Below are 20,937 nucleotides of genomic sequence, written 5' to 3'. Positions count from 1 at the left end.
CCCGCAAGCCCACCTGAGTTACACATACGACATCAGCCACCATCCGCTCCCTGTGGTGCTCGAGGCGCTAGCCGAGAGACTCACCTCAGCCGTCGGGAGAGGACCCTTCTCGGGCGGTTGGGTGCTGATCGGATCTCGACGCATCCGCTCGATCGTCTCCGGCCGGGTTGTCGAAGGTGACGTCGATTTCCTGGAATCCTTTGCTGCGCTGGGCTCGTGCCTGCGCGGAGTAGGCGGCCTCGTCGCCGGGAGTGAGGATCACGTTGTCGGTGAACGGGGTGAGCAGCGACCGTGGATAGAGGTTGTCGACGCGCACGACGTTGAACTCGAGGCACACCACCACCATCACCGACGCGATGTACAAGAACGCGAGAAGGCCGAGGACGACCGCGAAAACACCACTGGTGGCACTGGAATTGGCGATGAAGCGCTGGACGAACAGGGTCCCGAATGTCTGTAAGGCCTGCCATCCGACGGACGCAATCAGTGCGCCGGGCAGCACATCGCGGGTGCTCACCGAGCGGCTCGTTCCGAACCGGAAGCCGACGATGAACACCGCGGTGTAGAGGACCAGCGAACCGAGGATCGTGAGAACCCGACCATCTGCTCCGAGGTTGATTGCCGCGATCACGCCGTTGAGCACGGTGAGGCCGATGATCGCCAGTCCGACCGTGGACAGCAGCATCGCGCCCTTGATCCTCACCTGGATGGGATTCGGACGCTCGTTGCGGGGGACCGCCCACACGATGTTCATCGCATTCTGGATGGCAACCGATACGCCGAGGGCGCCGTAAACGGCACCGACGATACCGATCGCCACCGCCGTCGTACTGCCGGAGAGCTGTCCGGGTTCGCTCAACTGATCGCCGATCACCGGTATCTGACTCAGCGCCGAGTCGACGATCTCCTTCTGAAGTTCGGGATTGTCGTCGAGCACGATGCCCAGCACCGAGGTGAACACCAGCAGCAGCGGGAACAGGGAGATGAAGCCGTAGTAGGTGATGAGCGCGGCGAGGTAGCCGCCCTGGTCATCGAAGAACTTGTAGGCGACGCCCAGCGGGAATCCACTCGCCGGATAGCGGCGCTGAAAGCCGTCGACGCGATCCGACAGCGACACCCACACCACCTTCCTCGAACCACCCGTCGGCTGACCACTGATGTGACCTGCTGCGTTTCGGGCGGGTGGCCGTGGTCGCAGCATCGCCGAGTCTACGTCGGTTTGCCACGGTGATCCCGCAATGCAGGGCCGTCATGCAGCCGGACGTTTCTGGCGACCGACGACCCGAAGATCGCCAGTTGCTCGATCGGATCGCCGATGGGCCAGACAAACACCCCGTCGACGCCGGCATCGGCATATCGGTCCAAGGTTGCCGCGCAGCGCTCGGCAGATCCGATGAGCAGCAGATCGGCCAGTGCGGACGGATCGCGTCCGAGTAGCTGGGCCAGCATGTGCAGTCGGTCTTGTGCCACGGATGAACTCTGGGTCACGAACATCCACATCGTCGCGAGGACGATCGGGAACGCGTCGATTCGGCGTCCGACGGAATCGAGCGCGGTGTGCAGTAGTTCGCTCCCCGTCGTGATCTTTTCCGGGCTCGTGTTGTATGCCGAGGCGAGCCATCCATTCCCATACCGAGCGCCCCTGCGCAGGCCCGCTGCCGAGCCCCAGCTACCCACCCAGAGCGGGACAGTCTGTGCTGGAACCGGTTTGAGATCTGGCAAGTTATAGAATCGGCCGGCCATCGGCTCGCCGCGGTGCAGCGACGCCGTGAGCGCACGCAACGATTCGTCGAATCGGGGCCACCGCTCATCGAAGGCGATCCCCGCCGCGGCATAGTCGGCCGCCGACGAGCCGGGACCGACGCCCAGCACGAATCGACCGCCCGACAGCGTCTGCAACGCGGCGGCAGCCTTCGCCATTGCCGCCGGGCCACGGATCACCGGCAGGGCAACCGTGGTCGCGAGGGTCATGTCGTCGCTGCGTTCGGCGATGCTCGCCAATGCGACCAGGCCGTCGAGCCAGGGCCTGGCGAAGACGAGGTGGTCGTTGGCGCCGATCGCGGTGAATCCGGCGCCGCGAGCAGCGTCGACGTAGCGGCCGAGCGGGGGCGGGCCCGTTCCGTCGAAGTCGATCAGCGGCAGATGCGCACCGAACCACATGATAGGATTCTACGCATTCTGGACACGATGACCCACCCGCGACCAGCCGTCGTCACGGACCGCCCACCGTGGCAAGTGCGACGACGGGACCGTCGGTGATCAGCGCACCGGTGTCGACGGGTTGACGATTCGACGGTCGCAGACTCCCGTCGGCCGCGATCAGGTAGGTGTGCGCCTGGCTGCTCGTGCTGCGGACCGTCGCCACGTCGACGGCGTAAAGGTGTTTGCCGTCGGGATTCAGAGCCAGCGACCCGGGCAGGCTCCCCAGTGGCATCGGATACGGCGAGTGCGGCAACGGTGTCAGCCGACCATCTGCGTGCACGTCGAACCCGGCTATCGACGTGCCGACACCGATCGCGTTTGGCACATACAGACGTCGGCCGTCGGACGTGACGATGGCGCCGTGCGGAATGCCTCCGGTGACGAACGGCGACCCGGGCAGTCTCGTGAGACCCCCGTCCCGCCGCACCCGGAACCCCGACATGCTCAGCGTCAGTTCGTCGCTCGTGTACAGGTAGCGTCCGTCCGGCGTGAATGCAGGGGCGACCGGTCCCAGGCCGATCGACATCACGCCGCGCGGAGTGAGACGTCCGCCCGGACCGATCGCGTAGCTCGACAAGGTGGTGCCGAGGTAGGTCACCACGCGCAAGAAGCGGCCGTCGGGGTCAACAGCCGCCTGCCCGACCACACTGAGACCATCCACCCGCACCGCCGGCATTCCGGTTGGCCGGAGCGCACCAGAAGCCGTGACCGCGAACGATTCGACGCGGCCGGGCAGCCCACCCACGACGACATACAGGTGCTTTCCGTCGGGCGCGAGTTGTGCTGCGGTGGGCAGACCACTGAAATTCACTCGGGCTCCGGGGATTTCATGCAATCTGCCGAACCTGTCGAGGCGATACCCGCTCACCGCCGGCTCGACGATATGTGGCACATAAGCGGTTGAGCCGTCGGGGGAGACCGTCAAGGAAAGGACCCCGAAACCGGTACGAAAGGGAGTGCCCGCGACCGGGGCCAGGCCTCCGCTGTCGGACACCCGAAGAACACTGATGCCCATGGACCCGGTCGCCGCCGTCAACAGGAAGCGGTGTGTGGATCCGGGCGCCGACGAGGCCATCGGCTGCTGACCCATGATGAGCGCGAGCACGATGCCCAGGGCAACGGTCAATCCGGCCGCGACTCGTGCTGTGGACAGTGGACTTCGCTGCGGCGCAAGCCTTGACATTCTGTGTTCCTCCCGACCGACACTTCGCCCCCGACGGTAACCGCCAGTGATGTTCCCCATCGCGAAATGCCGAGACATCTGTGGCGCCGGTCGATTTCACGATGAGCAGTCATTCGCGTTGGCCATCGGAATACCCTTTGGGCATGGCATACACAGTGGCGGAGGGAATGGTCTTCCGGACACCGGAACCGATAGCGGTCACTGATGCGCTCTTGACCGGCTATTCCGACGTCATCAGCCAGGGACGGTCGGCGTCGGGTCTACCGGTCATCCATCAAGTGATGGCAATCCTCGCCCGGGAAGCGGTCGAAGAGGGCGCTGTACCGGGTGACGGTATCGTCCTGACCGCCGAATCGCTTCGAATCAGGCGCGCACCCGTGGCCGGTGACGTCGTCACCGGCCGGCTTCGCGTCGAATCGGTGACCCGCCGCGCGGGCGCGGTACAGACTCAGGTGCGCGGGGAGATTCTGGTGGCCGACGAATTACCTCTGGCGGAGTCGGTTGCCACGATGGCATTTCGCGACGAGGACGCCGAGTCGTGACCGAGCCCTCCGATCTGTTGTGGGAGGCAACCGAATACGTCACGCGTGATCGCGTGCGTCGCTACGCGCAGGTGTCGGGCGACGCCAACGCCATCCACCTGTCCGACGAGGCCGCGAAGGCCGCCGGGTTGCCGTCGGCGATTGCACATGGGTACTTGATCCTGGGCATCGTGCTGCACCACGCCGATCACTGGGCCGCGGCGAATGGTGTGCGAATCACCGGGTGCGACACCAGGTTTGTACGTCCAGTGCATCTTGGTTCGGCACCGGCCGAGTTGGTGGTCGCCGGAGTCCGGAAGGTGCCGGGACTGATTCTCGCCTCGGCAGCGGTCCGGGGTACCGACGCAACGACGCGTGCGGTTCTACGTCCCATCCGGATCACCTACGAGCCCAGCGCACCGCGCGACTGAGTTCGACGGTGCCGATCAGGTCTTCGGTCCGCGGTCTTGTCCTGCAGCACTCGACGCCGCGTCTCGTGAGATCGCAGCACCTAGTTGCTGAGCACCGCTGGCCAGCAATGCCCGTCGCCAGGGGAGTACGCCCTCGATCTCGATCTGGATGGACATCGACAAGATCGTCCGGATGAGCACGATGAGCCCGAGGATGAGGGCATCCTCGATCGACGGCTTCGACGTGATCGTGCGGATCAGGTCGGCGGCCACGAGTACCTCGAGACCCAACAGGATGGCTGATCCGAGCGCGGTCCGGAGAACACCGAACGCGACCTGACCGCCCTCTCCGCGTCGCAGCGAACGAATACCCAGTACCACCGCGATCACGAATCCGACGATCATGGCCAACGCGCCGATCGCCTCGAAACCTACGGCAACACCGGTGAACACCGACTCGAAGTGCATGGGCGTCAGCGTACTCAACCGAAACAGGTAGTTCGCTACTCGCGATTCCACGTCGCACATCTCCGACGCTTGAGTCAGCCATCGTCCGATCTCGCGAAGGGACAGGGCATATGACGATCAGACGATCTCGATCAGGCGCACTGCGCCGAGCGAGCAGCGCTCTTGTTGTTGCCATAGCGACGGCGGGCGTTATCTCCACGGCGGCCGGCATGGTTGATCATGCCCCAGCATATGCATCCGAGTACCGCTACTTGGTCCCGACGCCTACCCGATGCGGCTCCGCGTCAGGGCCGCACCCGGACCGTCACAGCGACCGGCCACCATGCACCTCGGATCCCGGCCGGCGGGCCGGTGGAAGGTCTCCCGGGGTGATCGGGCTCGGCAACTGATCGGCCTCTGCGGACTATCCCTCTCGGCCCTCAGCCATGCCTGCCCAACGGGAGCGAGCCGACTTCGGCTGCGTCGGAACCGAAATGGCGAAAGACGGCTCTTTCGCGTGCCTTGCGGCCACGCCATTCCAGATATCGGTCACCGAACGGCGAGGGACCGATCACGCGATAGCTGATCGTGTTCCGGACCATCGCGACTCCGAAAGCCCACGGAAGGCGTTGCGGTAAGCGAAGATCTGCCATCCCACGGGGGCCGATCCGACAGCATCGGATCCGACGCTCGTGTGTCGACTCGATCCCGCGGTGATCCGCAGCGTTCAGAAGTTTCAAGTCGGGGAGAGTGGCGACGGCCCCCACCTGATCGCGAAGGCAGCGGACACCGGGGATCGCGACTACGAGACCGCGATCCGTTTGTTCGTGGCCGAAGAGCAGAACCACGCGCGCATGCTCGCCGAGATCCTGCGGGCGGCCGGTGCGCCGACGATCAACGCCGACTGGACCGACGCCGTCTTCGTTCGTCTGCGTCGTCTACTTGGCCTCCGACTCGAGTTGATGGTCTTGACCGTTGCCGAGGTCGTGGCATTGCGCTACTACCGCGCCCTCGCCGACGGCGGTGGAGACGAACTGTTGACTCGAGTGTCGGAACGGATCCTCGACGACGAGCGTCACCACGTCCCATTCCAATGCCGCCGTCTCGCAGTCGAATTCCGCCGCAAGCCCCGATACGCGAAGCGGCTCGCCCGGCACGCATGGCGTGGACTCGCACTCGTCGTGGCAATCGTCGTGGCCGTCGATCATGGGCCGGCATTGCGTGCCTGTGGGGTGCGCAGGCGACAGTTTGTCAGCGACACCATGCAGCTGTTCGACGACGCGATCGCAACCGTTTTCCACGAGCGGCCGGTATCCGAGGGTTGATCGGCGATCGTTCAGGCCGCCCATCGAGGATCGCGACGTACGTCCGTGGCGTCGACCGGCGTCGGGGTTGTCGACCGGGCCTCAGGAACGAGACGCACGGCCGACGCCCGGGCTGCATTGCTCCGGTAGGTGTGCAGATACCGGTCGACGCGGGCGAGTTGCTCGGTCGGAACCGCAGGCTGCGCGTCGTAGATTGCGTCACGACGATGCGTCATCCGGATCTGCAGCCGGAAACTGGTCACCGACGCCACATAGAGCGCTGCGGTGACGCCGGCAAGCACCAGCACCTGCCCGATCGCGAACGGCGACGCGGCGGCGTACACCGACACACCGAGACCAACGAACGCGCACAGCAACAGCACATATCCGAGGAACGAGAACGAATCCTTGCTCATCACTTACCTCCACAATCAGAACGAAACGCTACATGTAGTGTAGCGCTACAGTTAATGTAGCGTAAGCGACGACTGATCCATTCCCGCGGGAGGAAATCTGGTGCCACGATCCGACGCCGACGAGCGGATCCGCGCGGCCGCACTCGACCTTCTTCGTACGAAGGGACCCACCGCGGTGACGATCGAACGCGTCGCCGAGCACACGGGAATGGCGCGTACGACGATCTATCGGCGGTACAACGACCGAGCCGAGATGCTGACCGAGGTGTTGCGGGCGATTGGCCTACCTGGGCCGGCGCCGGAGCCCATGTCTGGTGCTCAGCGGTTGCGGTGGGTCATTGCCAGTTCCAGTGCCATCGTCGTCGACGGTATCGGTTTCGGTGGGATGGCAGCCTTGATGACCGACGCCGACCCACCGTTCACCGAAATCTTCCGGGGCGTACTCGTTGCGCATCGTGCTGCCGTCGCGGCCGCGGTCACCAGGGGGGTCGAGGAGGGAACACTCGTCGGCGGCGTTGACATCGAAACACTCATCGATTCGATCGTCGGGTCGCTCATCGCCGAGTACGCGCGGATCGGCGCGGTAGGCGACGACTGGGCGGAGCGACTCGTGCGACTCCACTCCGGACTGATCAACGACAGCTCACACTGAGTCCCATTCCGTGGGAGGTCGTTTCGAGCCCGTTGTTCCGATGCCTGGGTTCAGGCCGGCACGGTCGCGATCTGGATCAGGCTTCCGCACGTGGTGAACCCAGACGTCGACGTGCTGCGACGTAGGCTTGACAGTCGGAAGCCGCGGATCGAGGAGTCAGGGTGACGTATTCCGAGGGTTGGACCGAAAACGAACTCGACTTGCTCGGCGCGACGCGCGAACTGCTGATTTCGGTTCGCAAGCCCGACGGTACGTGGCGTCGAGCAGTGCCCGTGTGGGTGGTGTGCGTGCGGACCTCCGTCTATGTCCGCACCTGGTACCGACGCAACACCGGGTGGTTTGGGGACGCTGTCCGCACGGGACATGCGCGCGTGAGTGTGCCCGGCTTGTCCACCGACGTGACGGTCACTGATATCGTTGCCGCAGAAGCTGACCCGGGGCTGCGTGCCGACGTGGACGAGAGCTACCGGACCAAGTATGGCCGCTACGGTGACGCTGCGTCGACGACGCTTCGCCTCAACCCCGCCGAGCGTCAGCAGGTGCCGCTTATTCCGAGTGTTTGTGGGATGCAGCCGTGTTATCCACAGGCGCATCTGTCGCGGGCGCCCCGGCGAAATACCGTGACATGCTCTGGCTCATGGGAATTCGCTACTATGCCTATCCACTTCAACCCGAGGATGTCGCGTCCGCGCGTCGCGATCCTTATCCGTACATCTCCGACGATCCGCTGAGTGACGCGTGGGGACCGGAGGGGGATCGCCCTCGGATGCTTTACCTCGACAAGGCCTGGCGCGAACTCCAACACATCTTCACGGTCGACGACGGGTTTCTGCGTCCGCGTATCTCGTTGGAGTTGGTCAAAGGGAACGTCACCCCGATCGGCCCCTACGGCGCGCACCTCGGCTTCGTTCACGTTCTCAGTCCGGACATCGTCAAGGAAATCTCCGAAGACGTCGTCCTGGTGGAACCGACCGACGACGCCACGATCAAGGAGATCGTCTCGTACTCGAGCGCCGACTACACCAACGAATACCTCCGTCGAGCACAAGAGTTCATGGTCGGCCTCGCCGCCGATGGGTTGGGGCTGGTTTACACAATCCGATGATGAATGGCGCTTGGTGGTGCGCCTTCATTTCGTGCGGAGCGCGAAGGTGGATCGGATGACGCAGCCGGCGGGCGACCGCCCAACTCCGAGCCGTCTCGGCCGATACAGTCGAAACTGATGTCCGGTTCGCGCCGGACCGGTTGTGTGTCGAAGATCCGAGAGGAATACATGAGGCAACTCGCTCACCGTCCCGCCATGGTCGTCGCCGGACTATCTGTGATCGCCTTGATCGCCGCAGGTTGCGGAGGAGACGACACTGACGCCGCCGCACCGAGTTCCTCGCCGGCCGCATCGTCGATGTCGGAGTCACACGTGGCGAGCAGTGAAGAGACGACCACCGAGACGACAACTCCGACCACCACCGAGTCGGCTGCACCCGCAGCGGTGACCCTCACAGGGGAGCGGGACGTCGAAGTGACGCTGACTGGCCCCCTCGCGGCCAAGTACTCGTCGGCGACCGACGCTCAGAAGGAGGCCCTCGGCAAGCCGCTGACTGGTGACCACAACGCGGGAACCCGCGAAAGCGGTGTCGTCTTCCAGCAATTCCAGGGTGGCGTGATCATCGCGAAGAACAACGCCCCAGGTACCCCGGCGTACATCGTCACATCGGGCAAGATCCGCGACGCGTGGAACACCGAGCGCGCCCCGGACGGCACCCCGTCAGTCACAGGCAAGAACGGCTCGGCCGGACCTCTGGGAGTTCCGACCAGCGACGTGACCACTGAAGGGGACGTGCAACAGGTGACCTTCGAGCACGGCAAGGTCACCGAGAACACCGAGACCGGCGAAGTCACCGTGACCGTCAACGGCAAGAGCGTGCCATCGGGTCTGAAATAGGTGGAGCGCCGAGAAGTCCCGGACTAGCTCATCGAAACGCCGTTGTTACGGTTCCTGCACTTCAACTATAGTTGTGTTACTCTAACTTTAGTTGGAATGGTGGGAGGTGTCGGGCGTGCAACTGAACAAACCGTTGGCCACGGTCACGCCGACCCTGGACGGAGACGTACTCGCGGTTTTGGCGTCCGCAGACGCTACGTTCACAATCAGCCAGGTCCATCGCATTCTCACCACGGCGTCGGCTGAAGGCATCCGCAAGGTCCTCAACCGACTCACCATTCAGGGCGTTGTGCTGCACGATCAGGTGGGTAGGACGAATACCTATCGACTCAACACCGAACACCTCGCTGCTGAGCCGATCATGGCGTTGGCACGTCTGAACTCGGCGTTTCTGAACCGTCTCGAAGAACACCTCCGAGAGTGGGGCACGACGCTGCGGTACGCCGCGGTTTTCGGGTCGGCGGCGACCGGGCACATGCGCCTCGATAGCGACATTGACCTGATCTTGGTGCGCGCCTGCGACTGGGGCCACGAAGGCGACGACGTGTGGGGGCATCGGGTGACAAAGGTTGCCCGACTTATCACGGCGTGGACTGGCAACGACGGCCGCATAGTCGAGTACGCTGCGGACGAATTTCGCGCTGCGGCTGCCGCGGGTGAACCTCTGCTTCGTGACGTGGCGAAGCAGGGCCTCACCGTTGCGGGTACTCGGTCCTGGTTCAACGCGCAGCTGCGCCCGGCGTCGGGGAGGTCCTGATGGCGTCGCAGCGCGACTGTGACTCCGTGGTCATCGCAGGGCGGATGTCGAAGGCGAACGAGTTCTTTGATGCCGCTGACCATCTCGGGGAGGAGATGCCCAACGCCGCTGGGGACTTTGTACGTCGACGCTGGCATCGCAGCCTCAGACGTTATCTGTTGTGTTCGCCTCGGTGTGCATTCCAACACCGGCAACCACGCCGAGGCTGCAGCCCTCCTGAAGCGTGCGGACAGTGGATCTGAGCGACACCTGAACACGCTGTTAAACCTGAAGAACAAGGCTGCGTACACGCATCAGGACCTAACCTCCGGAGAGCTAAAGCGGATGATCCGCGCAGCGCAGCACTTGGTTGCGTCGGCGAAACTGGCAGTGGCCGCTCGCGGATAGGGCACACGCCACCTCGGCGAAGACGTCCGCTACGGATGTCGGCAGCACTCGCGTATGCCACTCGACGCGCGAGCCGGCTGGTCGGGGAATCCGGCTGCGGCGCAGTGCAATAGGAGTGAACTACTCGGAGAGTGCCGGTAATCCTGCATATGCTCTGCGCGTCGCGATCGGAGCGGAGATCGGACAGAGCGGATCGCCGGTGCGGGCGAAGAGGGATCAGTCCCAACCACGGCACAGCTGCATAATGATGACAACGCAGTTACATTGACTGCACGAGTGTGGTGATTCAGTCCGTGACGTTCCGGACGCGGTGCGCGATGAGCTCGCTGGGCGGGCCGCACGGGCGGGCAAGTCATTGCAGGAGTACTTGCGCGGCATGCTGATGGAGTCTGCGGCACGTCCGCAGGTCGATGATGTGATTGCGCGGGCGCGGGCGCGAGTCGGCACAACTGGAGTTCGGGTCGATGCCGCAGCGATCCTCGATGCGCGAGATGCCGACCGACGGTGACGGTGGCCGCCGTATGTGAGTCTTCGGCCCTCGTCACCCTGTTGCTCGACGACGGACCGGACGGCAACTGGGCGGTTGAACAATTGTCGGGCACGCACCTGCTCGCACCGCAACTGGTGATGTTTGAAGTAAGCAATATCATTCGTAGACAAGAAATGGCCGGAGTTGTCAGTGCCGATCAGGCGGTGCAGGCGCATGGCGATCTGCTCGACTTGTCGATCGAGCAGTGGCCGTACGAACTTCTCGGTTCGCGAGTGTGGGAACTCCGCAGCAATTTGTCTGGATACGAGCCAGCTACGTTGCGGTCGCCGAACTGGCGGACGCGCCGCTCATCACGCTTGATCGTCGCATCGGTAGGGCGCCGGCCTAGGGTGCGAGGTTAAGGTTCCGTGACGTCAAGGTTTAATAGTGTTGCGGCACAGTGCGATATGCAGTGGTCTACTTACTGGATACCGTCAATATCGAGTTGATCATATTCCCCTGCAAGAGGTTTCAAGGTCGGCAGTCTCGCGGTGGCGATAGATGGTAGGGGCTGAATTGGCTGCTGATTCGATGTGTGTCAATATTGATATATGTCGAATCAAGACGTGGTGGTTGCGAGCGGCGGGTTGAGCGCGAAGCGGGCTGCGCGGGTCGCGGCGGAGTTGAAGGCGTTGGCGGATCCGGTGCGCCTGCGCTTGTTGTCGGAGGTGGCGTCGCGGCCGGGCGGTGAGGCCTGTGTGTGTGATATTTCGGGGCCGATCCGGTTGTCGCAGTCGACGATCTCGCATCACCTGAAGGTGTTACGAGAGGCTGGCCTGGTGACCAGTGAACGCCGGGGCACGTGGATCTACTACCGCGTGAATAGCGTTGTGCTCGAGCAGTTGTCGGAGGTACTCGTTCGTCTTGCGGCAGTGGTCGGCGAGCCGGGCTCGTGCGAGGAACGTCGATGAGCGGGGCTGGTGCTGCGGTCGCGGGCAAGTTGTCGATGCTGGATCGGTTCCTGCCTGTGTGGATCGCCGGCGCGATGGCCGCAGGCTTGCTTTTGGGCCGAGCTGTTCCGGGGCTGGGAGAGACACTGGCGACGGTAGAACTCGACGGTATCTCGCTGCCGATCGCTCTCGGGCTGCTGATCATGATGTACCCAGTGCTGGCAAAGGTGCGCTATGACCGACTTGACGCGGTCACCGCCGATCGTCGCCTGCTGCTCAGCTCGCTGGCGTTGAACTGGATCATGGGCCCGGCGTTGATGTTTGCGCTGGCGTGGTTGATGTTGCCGGATCTGCCGGAGTACCGGACGGGCCTGATCATCGTCGGTCTGGCCAGGTGTATCGCGATGGTCATCCCGTCCTCGTCGGTCTCGTTTACGTGTCCCTCGCGCTGCGGAAACGGTTCACCGCAACCACCAACTCAACCCAGGAGCCCGTGCGCCATGCCTGAACCCATCGATGTGCTCTTCGTGTGCGTAAGCAACCGCGGCAAATCTGTGATGGCCGAACACCTCACGCCGACGGTCACCGACCGGATCGCTGCATCATCGGCCGGGACCAGTGCGAAGACGCACAGCGAAGCCGGGCGGGGCACATCTACTTCCCCGCCGACGCCGTACCCACCTGGGCGCAGTGCGTGACGCTTCTCGAAGAGCAACGCGATCACCACCTGCGGCGCGCCCTCCGTCTGGTGGATCGCCTCGGCCGCGAGCTGGAGGCTGTGCGCAACGACATCAACGAAGCGCGCGAACATCCGCGGCAAGCCCTCGGTGTCGACCTACTTGCGCTCGGCGACTGGCGGCAGAGTCATCCCCTCGAGGGAGAGACCACGACCGCGGCAATCCTTCAGCAGTTCGTCTTCGAGCGGGTCGCCATCCAGAACTACGATCGTGCATTTCGCGAGGCGCGGAACGCAGGCGTTCGCCCTGATCACTAGCCTGGCAGGCGATCCAAATCCCACACCTGGCCCGCGCCCTGACGCCCGCGTCGCGGCCACCTTCGACGCTCGACGCTTTGGGTCGCCCGGTCGAACTCGGTTGAGAGGTCCGCGTGCAGGGCCGCGAGTTCGCGTGAATCGACCATCAGCGCGCCGATGTGGCCCACAATGTCGTTAGGTTCGGAAAAGTAGTCGCCGGCCTCGACCGCTCTTCGGTGGGCGTCGGTGATCCGTTCGGCTGTTTCGGCCATCGTCGGCGAGAGCAGTCGGATTCTCTCAACCACGACCGCCATCTGATCCACGGAGTGCACTGGGTGCGGACCACCGGTTTCCTCGGTGTCGAACGGATCAGACCTGTGGGCATGCGGGGAGCGAATTCTGCTCTCATAGGCTGCCGAGAGCACGTTCTGCCGATGCCACGACAGGCCCGCGAACTCGCTGATCGCCACCAGCAACGCGTCGCGGTGCCACCGATCGAACTCGCGGTGATCGGCAGCGCGCTTGGTGTACGTCACCGAGGCCAGCGACACGAGTACGGCTGATGCTGAGATCACGTACGGCACCCACGCCCACGGCGTCATCGCGGCCACACAGAATGCATACGAGTCTCCTTAGGTACTGGGTCCGGTGTCGTCAGGTCCAGCGATGCCGGCGGGTTCGGCCACAGCCGGACCGCTTGATTGGTCGCCACGAACGGGTGCTCGAGGTGGCTGCGCCCTGGGTGGTAGGCAAGGTGGAACACCGCGAACTCGCCACCGTCGGCGCTGAACATCGTGAAGGACTGATGTTGTGGCGGCCGAGCGCCCCAGCTCTCCCACGGTAGAGGCGGGTCCGAAACACCGGGATCATCGGCGGCCCGGGCCATCCACAACGACACCTCGGTCGGCGCAACCCCAGTCCTGATCTCTTCGGCGAGCCTGGGCGGGAACGGGTCCCAGGGATTTATCGGAGCAAAGTTGGCCAATCCCGGAACGATACGCCGGACCAGATTTCCTTCGTGCCGACTGTTCGGATGACGGCTGAGCGCAAGCGTTTTGATCATCCACCGCGCGACCACATCCACGTCTGCTTGAGACAGGACATTGCCGTCGTCGAGGAGCGCACGCACCGGCGTCTTGGCCGGGACCTCATAATGGGCGTTCAACGCTCGATGACAGGTCTCACAGATGTCGAGGAAGATGGGTGAGAGACGGTCCGTCTTCCGTTCCTTGCCCGCCCGGGTGCGCAACGGTTCACGGTTGAAATGCGTCGTGAACGGACCCTCGCCGGCCGGCCACCGCTTGAGAAACCACTGTGGAAACACGTGCTCGCGGGTGATCCTCGCGCGCTCATTACACAGCTGGCAGATGCCCACATTCTTTGCCGTCGTCGCTGCCCGCTCGTCGACGAGACTGGTTAAATCGGTGCTGTCGTCCGAAGTGCCCGACTGGCGAGCGCGCCGTCGACATAACGTCCACTTCATACGGCTCCCTCTGGTGGGAGAACGCTGTCAAATATCCAGTCCACCTGCTCGTCGAATCCGTTAAAGCGATGGTAGGTGGCGTCGACTGTTATGAGGTGGAGCACGACCGCCGCGTTGATGCGCACGTGCTTGTCCTCGACCTTCCAGAGACCAGTGTCGCCTGCTGTCCGCGGGCGCGTTCGACTGTGGAGGTTTGCGTCATGTTCGAGTGATGTAGCTCCCATTCGAGTTCGCGTCCGTGAGGGTCTGTACCCACGCAGTCGAAGGTGACTGTGTCACCGACACGTAGGCCGAGCCCGGTCTGGATAGTCGAAACGAACGCGTTGCGACTGCTTGGGTCGCTGCCGTTGAAGGTATTGCCGAAGCTGTCTGTGATGCTCTCGATGCGCGGGAAGTAGTCACCGGCCGGGTCCTGTGAACTCATGTAGATGGTCACCTGCCGCTCCGCCATCAGAGGTAGCACGGAGGGCTACTATGGCCGACTTCCCGACCGGCCGTGTCGCCGTGTCCCGATCTGGGCTCAACACTCACCCTTGACCCAGTCGCGGACCGCGCGCTCGCGTGCCTCCGAGATCTGCTTGGAGGTGAAGTCCTCGGGTTCCTCGGTGCGCCACTCGCGCATGTACTGCTCAACCTGGGCGTCCGTAGCGCCGGGGCTGATTCCGGTCGCCTCGCCGTAGGCGTCGAGCTGGCTGCAGGTCTGGGCATACGCCGCGCCGTCGTCGTTGGGCACGGTGCCCTCGACCTGGATCGTCTCGTTGCGATCGGTGCCGGTGGTGGCCGAGGCCGAGATGGTCGAGGGCGGCACGGCGTCCGGGTCGGCGGACTCGGAACAGGCGCTGAGCGCCAAGAGTGCGAAGGCGAGCAACGCAGCACGTCTCATAGCCGCTCAGGGTAGCGGTGACCGAGCTCATACACCACCGATGACCTGCAACAACGTTGGCACGGTTGCAGAGTTCGTCGTCGGCAGATGAGGGTTACCGGGCAGAGCACCCCAACAAACCAATCGCGGATGTGGGCCAGCGCCGGTCAACCTCCATTCCGGATTGAGCTGTAGATGTAGATTGCGCCATATGCCGATCCTGCCGTCGAACAGTCTGAACCTCCTCGTCCGCGTCGCTTCCGACTCCGAGGACGCCTGGACTGGACTCGTGCAGGAGATCGAAAGACTATCCGGCGACACCAACTTCGAGGTCGTCGACGACCCACGACTCGACGGCCTTTCGACTGGTGACTTCCTCGATCTCCTCGTCGATAGCGAGAACGACTACGCCTTCGTAGCCGACGCCGAAACCTTGGCCAACGACGAACGGTCGCTACTGGCGATCTCGAGCTCCGGGGACACCCTACGAATCGTCCCAGCCAGCCTCGCCGGTGTAGCTGACAACCTCGCCATCGCCAACCTCTCGCTCGGTGACTTCAAGAACGCCGCGGACAGCGACGGGGTGTACCGAGGCGGCTCGCGCTCGTATGTGCCCCCCGAGACGCTGACCAAAGACGAACTACTCGCCCTCGCAGAGGGGAACACCTCAAGTCCGGCGCTTGCCCAGTTTCGCGACGAACTCGCGTCGCTGCTCGCCCCGCGGTACGCCGTGCGACGAATCGATCTCACTGAGTCGCACGAGCGACAGGCTGGTCGAGACTTTCGAGGATGGCAGACCTTAGGGCACGAGGACTACCTAGCGGTGACATCTCACGGCGGCGAAGCTGAGTACGCCACGGTCGGTCTGTCTCGCGGCTATTGGGAAGTACTGCTCGACCGGACTGCCGGCCGATGCCTTGCGGCGTTGAAAGTCTTCCCGCCGTCCAACTCTTAACCGGCGGTGCGAGCGCTTATGTCACACGCCGAGCAGAACCACTCTCCCCCAACGTTTTTCAAGTGCCGATAATGGTAATTATGACAAGGAGGAAAGTGAAAAAGTCATCCGGGGCGCAGCCCTGAAACCCGCAGGGCGGATTAGTTTTTCACGCCTTGCGGGCCGCGACTGGAGGTAAGAGAATGAGTCAGGGCAACGCAAACCAACTCAGCCCGAAGGGCGTCACTGTGCGGCGTAGCCCGCTCCGATCAGGTGACGGCGGAGCCGGCAGACAGACCGCAACCCACCGCGGCCGGCGACCTCTCGTCAGGGGGCGCGGGCACGCCGGACGCACGTGGCAGACGTGGTGATTGTGCGGGAGCGACGCGGGTCCGGGAGGGCGTGGTGTCGCGGCAGCGCAGAATATCCGCCAGCAGGGTGACGAATCACATGCGACGCAACATTTTTCGCCGATAACTACGTTACGTCATCACTGCGGCTACCAGGACAGCCGAATGGCGGGGCCTTCGATGGCCGTCCCCGCCCATGGCGATCTGACAGAGGGGGTGCCCGGGCAACCTAGCGGTTGTCGCGAGGAGTGGGTGAGATCTAAAACGCTCTTCCGGATCTCAGTCGCCTCCTTCCTTCGTTGCTCCCCACGAGTCCGTTAGCTGAGCGTGTATAGCGATTGCCCATTTGCGGCGTATGCAGTTTCGGCGTCTCTGGCGACCAGCGCGGTGACACTGCTGATGGTGCTGCGTTGTTCCCAGTGTGTGCCGTCTGGGCTGCGCCAGACGGTGTTGGCGGTGTCAATGCCCCAGAGCGTGCCATCGGGTGCGGCCGCCAGGAGGGCTAGGGCTGGCGCATCGGGGACGATTGTGAAGGTCTGGGCGTCGTCGGTGCTGTGTTGCAGCCCTGCAGGGGTGGTCGCCCAGACGCCGTGGTCGGTGATCGTGAGTGCTGCTGCGGCCAGGGACGCGCCGGTGGTCCAGCTTGTCCCGTCGTCGGTCGATACGAGCAGGCGGTTGATTCCGTCGAAGCCTACGAGTAGTTGTCCGTTGGTGGCGAGCGCGTGGAAGTCGATTTGGCCGGCCACCGATCTCGGTGTCCATGTCTGCCCGCCATCTTCGCTGGCGACGAGTCCCAGCGGGTTGGGTGCCGAGCTCGTTGGACCTGGATGGCCGGAGGCGAAGAGCCGGTCAGAGCCGGGTACCCCGGTCAGTCCCATGAAGTCGTTGTCGGAGGCGCCGACCCGGCTGGTGGTTCCGTCAGCGGTGAGAGCGACTACGCCGGTGTGAGTTCCGGCCAGGATGGTGCCGTCGGCGCGGATGTGCAGGGCGTGGAGGTGGTCGAGTTCTGGGGTCAGTGTTGTGGCTGTCTCTGCTGAGATTGCCGGCGGTGGTAGAGATGTGGGTTGTTCCTGGGTGGCACAACCGGTCAGCACAGTCAGCGTGGCGATGACTACGACCGCAACAGTGCGGATGGACAGGCTCGAGGCAGGCAAGCGGCTAGGACTTTCGTGTGGATAGGGCCGTGTTCGGTGGTGGCGGCGCTGGATGGTGTGCTCGGTGTGGCGGCGAGACCGGGATAGAGGGTCGGTAGAGAGCCACCCTGGCCCTCTGGGGCGTCGTGGTCGTGGTCACGACTTCTGGATGGGGATGGAAGCCTGCGAAGGTTGTTGGCCGCAATGTCTTTGGAGGACGAGGGAGGCAAGGACGGTACCGAGGTGGTGACGCGCCCCGGCGAGGTCGCCGATCGCAGCGAGGTGGCGGACGAGACCGATGTGTGCGGCGAGGTGGCGGCGTCGGTTCGAGGTGACGCTGAGGTGATGGGCGCGGTGGAAGAACTGGTGGGCCGAGTATGGCGTGGGTGCCCGGTAGACGTCGCGCATGGCATGCAGATACTGACGACGGTGGTCGTCCGGGGGCGAGTGCGTCCCCCTCGGGTTCTCGGTCACAGCGCATCCCTCGAACTAGTACGCGCAGGCTGGGTCAACCCGCGTCATCTAACTACTATAGAGCCTAGTAATTGGCGGCGCGGTGGGTGCTGGAGTTGCGGCGTCACGGACGAGCCCCTGGGGCATACTGGCTGGTGGTGCAGGTGGCGGACCGCCGGGAAGGTGTATTGAGCGTGGGTCTCAGCGAGCACGACGGCGGGCGTCGAGGATCGAGGCGAACGATGGGTGAGCATCCATGAGTGCAGCGGTGGTGTTAGTTGTAGCCGCAGGTGTGCTGGGCTGGCTGTGGCCTCGATGGATGGTCCGGGTGCAGGGCCGTATCGATGCTCGTTGGGTGTTGGTGGCCTGGCCGGCCGCGCAGGTCGTGTTTGCGTTGTTGTGGGTGGGAGCTGTTGTGACGCTGGCGGTTCCCGGTCATTTCGGCATCCATTCGTTGTCTGAGGTGGTGTCGTGTCTGCGGGTGTTGTCACACGGCGCATCCCCGCGGGTGGAAGCGATCTCTGGTGGCGTGCTGGCGGTGGTGACCGTGGCAGCGATTGTCCGAGCGGTGACGATCGCGGTGCGATCGGCGGTGCGGATGCGTGGTGCTCGTGAGGAGTATCTTCAGTCGTTGCGGTTGGTGGGCGCCCGCAGTGAGCGTTATCCCGATGTGTGGTGGCTCGCCGACGGGCGGCCGATGGCGTTTTGTCTGCCGGGCAAGGATGCCGGCATTGCCGCCACGACCGGGTTGCAGGCGGCGTTGTCCGGTGAGGAACTCGATGCCGTCGTTGCTCATGAGCGCGCACACCGGCGGCAACGTCATCACACCGTGGTGTTGGCGGCCCGCGCTCTCGGGCGTGCGTTCCCGCTGATTCCGTTGTTCAGCCGCGCGGGCCGTGAGGTCGCCGGCTTGGTCGAGCAAGCCGCCGATGCCCGCGCGGCCCAGCTGGTGGGTGCGTGGGCGGTCTGCTCGGCGTTGGGAACGTTGGCCCGTTCGGGACCTGTAGCGGGCCCGGTGGGTGTGTTGTCGATCAGCGATTCGTCGTCGGTGGGGCCTCGGTTGAGCCGCTTGGACTCCGGTCACCGGTGCCGGTCGCGACGTCATCATGTGGGTGCTGCCGCGGCGGTGGCTGGTGTGGTGGCGGTGCCGACCACGCTGGCGGTGTCCGGTGTCGTCTCGGCGATGGTGATCGCGATGTGTGTGTAGCCGAGACCGACCCGGGCAGGTCCGACCGCTAGGGGTTGTTGAGAAGCTGCTGCATCCTCGCGATTTCGCTCTCCTGATCAGTGACGATCTGACGTGCCAGAGCGATCGCCTCGGGCGATTGGCCGTCTTGAATCTCGGTCTTGGCCATGGCGATGGCGCCGCGATGGTGTTCGATCATCTGCGTCAGGAACAGGCGCGACGCCTCGGCTCCTTGCGCGTCGCGTAGCTGCTGCATCTGTTCTGGCGACATCATGCCCATCATCGACGGCATCGGGGAGGAACCCGGCGCCATCGACGTACCCATGTCCATGTTGTGTCCCTGGCCCTCGAGTGGGGCTCCCCATTGCTTCAGCCACGACTGCATCTGCTCGATCTCGGGCTGCTGAGCGTCTTTGATCTGCTGGGCCAGACTGACGACCTGGGGGTTGATGTTGTCCTTCTCCAACAGGATGTCGCTCATCATGATCGCCTGGGTGTGGTGCGGGATCATCTGCTGGGCGAACGAGATGTCCGCGCTGTTGTGTTCGGCAGAGGCCGCCGCTGACGATTCGGTACTGACCGTGCTGGTACCCATCCCCGACATCGAGGAATGATCCTCAGTCGAGGTGTCCGAACACGCGGCCACCACTGTCAGAACAGCCGCCGCGGCAGCAACGACGACACCGGTTCGTGTGACTCTCATCGATCTCCTCCTCAAGAGTGATACTTCGCTACCGCCCGGCAGCGCTTCGATAACAATTCTACTAACACCGATAGTAGTTAGTCGCCTGCCCGGCACCCACAAAACGGGCGGTGAACTGCGCAAACAAAGCCGCTAATGCCTGATTAGTTCGCTTCGTAGTGGAGCCGCGTGTGACTGGTGGGGCACAAGTGACTTGTGGTGTGATCTCGCGGGTACACGCATGGCACTCGTGCGTGGGTCTACGACGTCCGCGGGAAAGGTCCGACCGCATGCAGATGGTGTTGACATCGCTACGGGTCAAGGCGGGGCAGCAGTGGGGCCCCAAAGCGCTGGGGGTGGCAGCGGCGGTGTGCGTGGGCGTTGCGCCTGTGATTGCCACCGCACCGGCGGCGGCCTCGACCGATGGACATGTGGCCGGGGAGCTGATCGCGATCGTGCAGGACTCGGTGAAGGCCGCTTTGGGTGGTGCCGCGGCGGCGAATTTGGGGAAGCCGATCACGCAGACGGCGTCCTGCCTGGGCGCTCAGGCCCAGTCGGGCAGCGTCGGCGATGCGGGCAGTGCAGCCGCACTGCAGTGCTTCGGCACGTTTTCGCTCATTGATCCGATAGACGGGTTCCGGATCATCGACGCGTTACCGCTGGCTCGGCTGGTAGCCACCCTGATCGCCGCAATCGTGCCGCACGATCCGAACGAGCCGCATGGCCCCCAGCCGCAGGAACCCGGAACGCCGACACCGCTGCTGCCCGGTAGTGGCGGTGCGGTGGCGCCGACTGCGGGCGAGATCACGTCCACCTTCGGTGACGGACGGGGCCATCAGGGCATTGATATCGGCAATGATCTGGGCGCGCCCATTGTCGCGGTAGCTGACGGGGAGGTCATCACCTCCGGACCTGCCGAGGGGTTCGGGTTGTGGATGCGGATCCGGCACGATGACGGCACGATCACCACCTACGGCCACAACGACGAGAATCTACTCGAGCAGGGCGCGCGAGTACGGATGGGCCAATCGATCGCCACAGTGGGCAACCGTGGGGTCTCGACCGGCCCGCATCTGCATTTCGAGGTTCTCGACCCGACGGGAGTCAACGTCGATCCGGCACAGTGGCTGGCCGATCGCGGGGTGGTTCTGGCGATGGCCGCTGATGCAGACGCCCGCGCGCCGGGGCCGGTGGTGCCGCAGTGGGTCGGCGAACCACGCCTGTGACGAACCCGGCGTGGT

General features: G+C 64.1%; 26 protein-coding genes and 2 pseudogenes. 17 read left to right on the top strand and 11 right to left on the bottom strand.

Annotated features, from left to right (window positions below; genetic code table 11):
* Positions 1 to 85: 85 nt before the first annotated feature.
* From ACWDTF_RS20105 to ACWDTF_RS20095, 3 genes are all read right to left on the bottom strand, one after another.
* On the bottom strand, positions 86 to 1,117 hold the full coding sequence (locus ACWDTF_RS20105) for a YihY/virulence factor BrkB family protein (protein ID WP_355278054.1): 1,032 nt from the start codon (positions 1,115 to 1,117) through the stop codon (positions 86 to 88).
* Between the two features lie 92 nt (positions 1,118 to 1,209).
* Positions 1,210 to 2,160, bottom strand: a complete 951-nt coding sequence (locus ACWDTF_RS20100) for an LLM class flavin-dependent oxidoreductase (protein ID WP_355278056.1) — start codon at positions 2,158 to 2,160, stop codon at positions 1,210 to 1,212.
* Between the two features lie 52 nt (positions 2,161 to 2,212).
* Complete coding sequence (locus ACWDTF_RS20095) at positions 2,213 to 3,385, bottom strand: lactonase family protein (RefSeq protein ID WP_355278059.1); 1,173 nt, start codon at positions 3,383 to 3,385, stop codon at positions 2,213 to 2,215.
* A 143-nt stretch (positions 3,386 to 3,528) separates the two neighbouring features.
* Here ACWDTF_RS20095 and ACWDTF_RS20090 point away from each other — a divergent pair, with 143 nt between their 5' ends.
* Both ACWDTF_RS20090 and ACWDTF_RS20085 read left to right on the top strand, forming a co-directional pair.
* A complete protein-coding gene (locus tag ACWDTF_RS20090; RefSeq protein ID WP_240857216.1) occupies positions 3,529 to 3,927 on the top strand; it encodes a hypothetical protein in 399 nt (132 codons plus the stop codon).
* The gene (locus ACWDTF_RS20085) at positions 3,924 to 4,337 is read left to right on the top strand and encodes a MaoC family dehydratase (RefSeq protein WP_355278062.1); all 414 of its coding nucleotides are present in this window, start codon (positions 3,924 to 3,926) and stop codon (positions 4,335 to 4,337) included. Before ACWDTF_RS20090 ends, ACWDTF_RS20085 begins: the two co-directional genes overlap by 4 nt.
* Positions 4,338 to 4,352: 15 nt before the next feature.
* On the opposite strand, the gene ACWDTF_RS20080 is transcribed toward ACWDTF_RS20085, so the two are convergent.
* A complete protein-coding gene (locus ACWDTF_RS20080; protein ID WP_240857214.1) occupies positions 4,353 to 4,784 on the bottom strand; it encodes a DUF1622 domain-containing protein in 432 nt (143 codons plus the stop codon).
* 671 nt (positions 4,785 to 5,455) lie between these two features.
* Between ACWDTF_RS20080 and ACWDTF_RS20075 the strand changes: the two genes are divergently transcribed.
* A complete protein-coding gene (locus tag ACWDTF_RS20075; protein ID WP_433254458.1) occupies positions 5,456 to 6,088 on the top strand; it encodes a ferritin-like domain-containing protein in 633 nt (210 codons plus the stop codon).
* A gap of 11 nt (positions 6,089 to 6,099) precedes the next feature.
* Here the strand turns inward: ACWDTF_RS20075 and ACWDTF_RS20070 are convergent, their stop codons facing one another.
* Complete coding sequence (locus tag ACWDTF_RS20070) at positions 6,100 to 6,483, bottom strand: hypothetical protein (RefSeq protein ID WP_355278068.1); 384 nt, start codon at positions 6,481 to 6,483, stop codon at positions 6,100 to 6,102.
* Between the two features lie 100 nt (positions 6,484 to 6,583).
* Here ACWDTF_RS20070 and ACWDTF_RS20065 point away from each other — a divergent pair, with 100 nt between their 5' ends.
* From ACWDTF_RS20065 to ACWDTF_RS20015, 11 genes and pseudogenes are all read left to right on the top strand, one after another.
* Positions 6,584 to 7,135: a TetR/AcrR family transcriptional regulator gene (locus ACWDTF_RS20065; protein WP_355278071.1), complete on the top strand. Its 552-nt coding sequence runs from the start codon at positions 6,584 to 6,586 to the stop codon at positions 7,133 to 7,135.
* Between the two features lie 161 nt (positions 7,136 to 7,296).
* A complete protein-coding gene (locus ACWDTF_RS20060; protein ID WP_355278074.1) occupies positions 7,297 to 7,866 on the top strand; it encodes a DUF2255 family protein in 570 nt (189 codons plus the stop codon).
* A 35-nt stretch (positions 7,867 to 7,901) separates the two neighbouring features.
* The gene (locus tag ACWDTF_RS20055) at positions 7,902 to 8,240 is read left to right on the top strand and encodes a hypothetical protein (RefSeq protein ID WP_355278077.1); all 339 of its coding nucleotides are present in this window, start codon (positions 7,902 to 7,904) and stop codon (positions 8,238 to 8,240) included.
* 168 nt (positions 8,241 to 8,408) lie between these two features.
* Entirely contained in the window at positions 8,409 to 9,077 is a 669-nt protein-coding gene (locus ACWDTF_RS20050; RefSeq protein WP_240857207.1) for an LGFP repeat-containing protein, read from the top strand.
* Between the two features lie 115 nt (positions 9,078 to 9,192).
* The gene (locus tag ACWDTF_RS20045) at positions 9,193 to 9,834 is read left to right on the top strand and encodes a nucleotidyltransferase domain-containing protein (RefSeq protein ID WP_355278080.1); all 642 of its coding nucleotides are present in this window, start codon (positions 9,193 to 9,195) and stop codon (positions 9,832 to 9,834) included.
* Positions 9,834 to 10,221: pseudogene (locus ACWDTF_RS20040) on the top strand (hypothetical protein). The gene ACWDTF_RS20045 and the pseudogene ACWDTF_RS20040 overlap by 1 nt, the downstream one beginning before the upstream one ends.
* Positions 10,222 to 10,489: 268 nt before the next feature.
* Positions 10,490 to 10,729: a FitA-like ribbon-helix-helix domain-containing protein gene (locus ACWDTF_RS20035; protein ID WP_433259518.1), complete on the top strand. Its 240-nt coding sequence runs from the start codon at positions 10,490 to 10,492 to the stop codon at positions 10,727 to 10,729.
* Positions 10,726 to 11,112: a type II toxin-antitoxin system VapC family toxin gene (locus ACWDTF_RS20030; RefSeq protein ID WP_355278085.1), complete on the top strand. Its 387-nt coding sequence runs from the start codon at positions 10,726 to 10,728 to the stop codon at positions 11,110 to 11,112. Before ACWDTF_RS20035 ends, ACWDTF_RS20030 begins: the two co-directional genes overlap by 4 nt.
* Positions 11,113 to 11,301: 189 nt before the next feature.
* On the top strand, positions 11,302 to 11,661 hold the full coding sequence (locus ACWDTF_RS20025) for an ArsR/SmtB family transcription factor (protein WP_355278087.1): 360 nt from the start codon (positions 11,302 to 11,304) through the stop codon (positions 11,659 to 11,661).
* A pseudogene (locus ACWDTF_RS20020) lies at positions 11,658 to 12,053 on the top strand (arsenic resistance protein); the annotation flags it as partial. The gene ACWDTF_RS20025 and the pseudogene ACWDTF_RS20020, both read left to right, overlap by 4 nt.
* 281 nt (positions 12,054 to 12,334) lie before the next feature.
* Complete coding sequence (locus ACWDTF_RS20015; protein ID WP_355278090.1) at positions 12,335 to 12,634, top strand: hypothetical protein; 300 nt, start codon at positions 12,335 to 12,337, stop codon at positions 12,632 to 12,634.
* Here the strand turns inward: ACWDTF_RS20015 and ACWDTF_RS20010 are convergent.
* The 3 genes from ACWDTF_RS20010 to ACWDTF_RS20000 all read right to left on the bottom strand — a co-directional run bounded on the left by ACWDTF_RS20010 (position 12,631) and on the right by ACWDTF_RS20000 (position 14,979).
* A complete protein-coding gene (locus ACWDTF_RS20010) occupies positions 12,631 to 13,224 on the bottom strand; it encodes a hypothetical protein (protein WP_355278093.1) in 594 nt (197 codons plus the stop codon). The two genes, ACWDTF_RS20015 and ACWDTF_RS20010, sit on opposite strands and share 4 nt — an antisense overlap.
* Entirely contained in the window at positions 13,212 to 14,096 is an 885-nt protein-coding gene (locus ACWDTF_RS20005; RefSeq protein WP_433254471.1) for a hypothetical protein, read from the bottom strand. The genes ACWDTF_RS20010 and ACWDTF_RS20005 overlap by 13 nt, the downstream gene beginning before the upstream one ends.
* 520 nt (positions 14,097 to 14,616) lie before the next feature.
* Positions 14,617 to 14,979 carry a hypothetical protein gene (locus tag ACWDTF_RS20000; protein ID WP_355278097.1) on the bottom strand — a complete coding sequence of 121 codons (363 nt, stop codon included), beginning with the start codon at positions 14,977 to 14,979 and terminating at the stop codon, positions 14,617 to 14,619.
* 190 nt (positions 14,980 to 15,169) lie between these two features.
* Between ACWDTF_RS20000 and ACWDTF_RS19995 the strand changes: the two genes are divergently transcribed.
* Positions 15,170 to 15,913, top strand: a complete 744-nt coding sequence (locus ACWDTF_RS19995; RefSeq protein WP_355278100.1) for a DUF6924 domain-containing protein — start codon at positions 15,170 to 15,172, stop codon at positions 15,911 to 15,913.
* Positions 15,914 to 16,559: 646 nt separating this feature from the next.
* On the opposite strand, the gene ACWDTF_RS19990 is transcribed toward ACWDTF_RS19995, so the two are convergent.
* Together ACWDTF_RS19990 and ACWDTF_RS19985 are read right to left on the bottom strand one after the other, a co-directional pair.
* Positions 16,560 to 17,396 carry a F510_1955 family glycosylhydrolase gene (locus tag ACWDTF_RS19990; protein ID WP_355279105.1) on the bottom strand — a complete coding sequence of 279 codons (837 nt, stop codon included), beginning with the start codon at positions 17,394 to 17,396 and terminating at the stop codon, positions 16,560 to 16,562.
* Positions 17,397 to 17,531: 135 nt separating this feature from the next.
* Positions 17,532 to 17,849 (bottom strand): hypothetical protein, encoded by a 318-nt coding sequence (locus ACWDTF_RS19985; RefSeq protein WP_039994217.1) that lies wholly within the window; start codon positions 17,847 to 17,849, stop codon positions 17,532 to 17,534.
* Positions 17,850 to 18,084: 235 nt separating this feature from the next.
* Between ACWDTF_RS19985 and ACWDTF_RS19980 the strand changes: the two genes are divergently transcribed.
* Positions 18,085 to 19,035 (top strand): M56 family metallopeptidase, encoded by a 951-nt coding sequence (locus ACWDTF_RS19980; protein ID WP_064864483.1) that lies wholly within the window; start codon positions 18,085 to 18,087, stop codon positions 19,033 to 19,035.
* Between the two features lie 28 nt (positions 19,036 to 19,063).
* On the opposite strand, the gene ACWDTF_RS19975 is transcribed toward ACWDTF_RS19980, so the two are convergent.
* A complete protein-coding gene (locus ACWDTF_RS19975) occupies positions 19,064 to 19,717 on the bottom strand; it encodes a DUF305 domain-containing protein (protein WP_024499309.1) in 654 nt (217 codons plus the stop codon).
* 269 nt (positions 19,718 to 19,986) lie between these two features.
* Between ACWDTF_RS19975 and ACWDTF_RS19970 the strand changes: the two genes are divergently transcribed.
* Positions 19,987 to 20,922 (top strand): M23 family metallopeptidase, encoded by a 936-nt coding sequence (locus ACWDTF_RS19970; protein WP_005179985.1) that lies wholly within the window; start codon positions 19,987 to 19,989, stop codon positions 20,920 to 20,922.
* The last annotated feature ends 15 nt before the right edge of the window (positions 20,923 to 20,937 follow it).

The organism is Gordonia sp. NPDC003422, assembly GCF_053588675.1.
Note: the sequence above shows the minus strand (reverse complement) of the source record. Positions and strands in the feature narration are given on the sequence as shown.

What these genes read in the sequence shown, in the direction of transcription:
- ACWDTF_RS20000 (WP_355278097.1), bottom strand. Translation starts at nt 14,979, where the DNA reads ATGAGACGTGCTGCGTTGCTCGCCTTCGCACTCTTGGCGCTCAGCGCC.
- ACWDTF_RS19970 (WP_005179985.1), top strand. Translation starts at nt 19,987, where the DNA reads ATGCAGATGGTGTTGACATCGCTACGGGTCAAGGCGGGGCAGCAGTGG.
- ACWDTF_RS19980 (WP_064864483.1), top strand. Translation starts at nt 18,085, where the DNA reads ATGAGTGCAGCGGTGGTGTTAGTTGTAGCCGCAGGTGTGCTGGGCTGG.
- ACWDTF_RS20050 (WP_240857207.1), top strand. Translation starts at nt 8,409, where the DNA reads ATGAGGCAACTCGCTCACCGTCCCGCCATGGTCGTCGCCGGACTATCT.
- ACWDTF_RS20100 (WP_355278056.1), bottom strand. Translation starts at nt 2,160, where the DNA reads ATGTGGTTCGGTGCGCATCTGCCGCTGATCGACTTCGACGGAACGGGC.
- ACWDTF_RS19975 (WP_024499309.1), bottom strand. Translation starts at nt 19,717, where the DNA reads ATGAGAGTCACACGAACCGGTGTCGTCGTTGCTGCCGCGGCGGCTGTT.
- ACWDTF_RS20025 (WP_355278087.1), top strand. Translation starts at nt 11,302, where the DNA reads ATGTCGAATCAAGACGTGGTGGTTGCGAGCGGCGGGTTGAGCGCGAAG.
- ACWDTF_RS20090 (WP_240857216.1), top strand. Translation starts at nt 3,529, where the DNA reads ATGGCATACACAGTGGCGGAGGGAATGGTCTTCCGGACACCGGAACCG.
- ACWDTF_RS20070 (WP_355278068.1), bottom strand. Translation starts at nt 6,483, where the DNA reads ATGAGCAAGGATTCGTTCTCGTTCCTCGGATATGTGCTGTTGCTGTGC.
- ACWDTF_RS20005 (WP_433254471.1), bottom strand. Translation starts at nt 14,096, where the DNA reads ATGAAGTGGACGTTATGTCGACGGCGCGCTCGCCAGTCGGGCACTTCG.
- ACWDTF_RS20095 (WP_355278059.1), bottom strand. Translation starts at nt 3,385, where the DNA reads ATGTCAAGGCTTGCGCCGCAGCGAAGTCCACTGTCCACAGCACGAGTC.
- ACWDTF_RS20055 (WP_355278077.1), top strand. Translation starts at nt 7,902, where the DNA reads ATGCTTTACCTCGACAAGGCCTGGCGCGAACTCCAACACATCTTCACG.
- ACWDTF_RS19995 (WP_355278100.1), top strand. Translation starts at nt 15,170, where the DNA reads ATGCCGATCCTGCCGTCGAACAGTCTGAACCTCCTCGTCCGCGTCGCT.
- ACWDTF_RS20080 (WP_240857214.1), bottom strand. Translation starts at nt 4,784, where the DNA reads ATGCACTTCGAGTCGGTGTTCACCGGTGTTGCCGTAGGTTTCGAGGCG.